Genomic DNA, 394 nt, shown 5'->3' with positions numbered 1-394 from the left:
TCCCAGTTCTGACAGAACTTGCAACCGAGATTGCAGCCTGCGGTGCCAAAGGAAAGTACAGAACTGCCGGGATAGAAATGATTCAGCGGCTTCTTCTCGATGGGATCGATACAGAAGCCACTGGAGCGACCATAGCTGGTGAGCTTTATCTCATTATCTATGTTTTGGCGCACGAAACAGACCCCACGTTTGCCCTCACGCAGCTGACAATGTCTGGGACATAAATCGCATTGCACCCTACCGTCGTCTAGGCGATGCCAGTACTTAGTTTTTACAGTACTGGCTTGTGCAATATTAGGCTGGCCAGGATTGCTATTAATCAGATTTATTTCACATGTATTGGTACTCGATGGAGGCATTAGCAGCATGTGTCCGGCTTGAGCTATACTTAAAG

Annotated in this window: 1 pseudogene; it reads right to left on the bottom strand. The window is 47.7% G+C overall.

Annotated features, from left to right (window positions below):
* Nucleotides 1-368: pseudogene (locus MTCD1_RS21895) on the bottom strand (AmmeMemoRadiSam system radical SAM enzyme); the annotation flags it as partial.
* Nucleotides 369-394: the final 26 nt, after the last annotated feature.

This window comes from Colwellia marinimaniae (genome assembly GCF_002207865.1).
Lineage (GTDB): Bacteria > Pseudomonadota > Gammaproteobacteria > Enterobacterales > Alteromonadaceae > Colwellia > Colwellia marinimaniae.
Note: the sequence above shows the minus strand (reverse complement) of the source record. Positions and strands in the feature narration are given on the sequence as shown.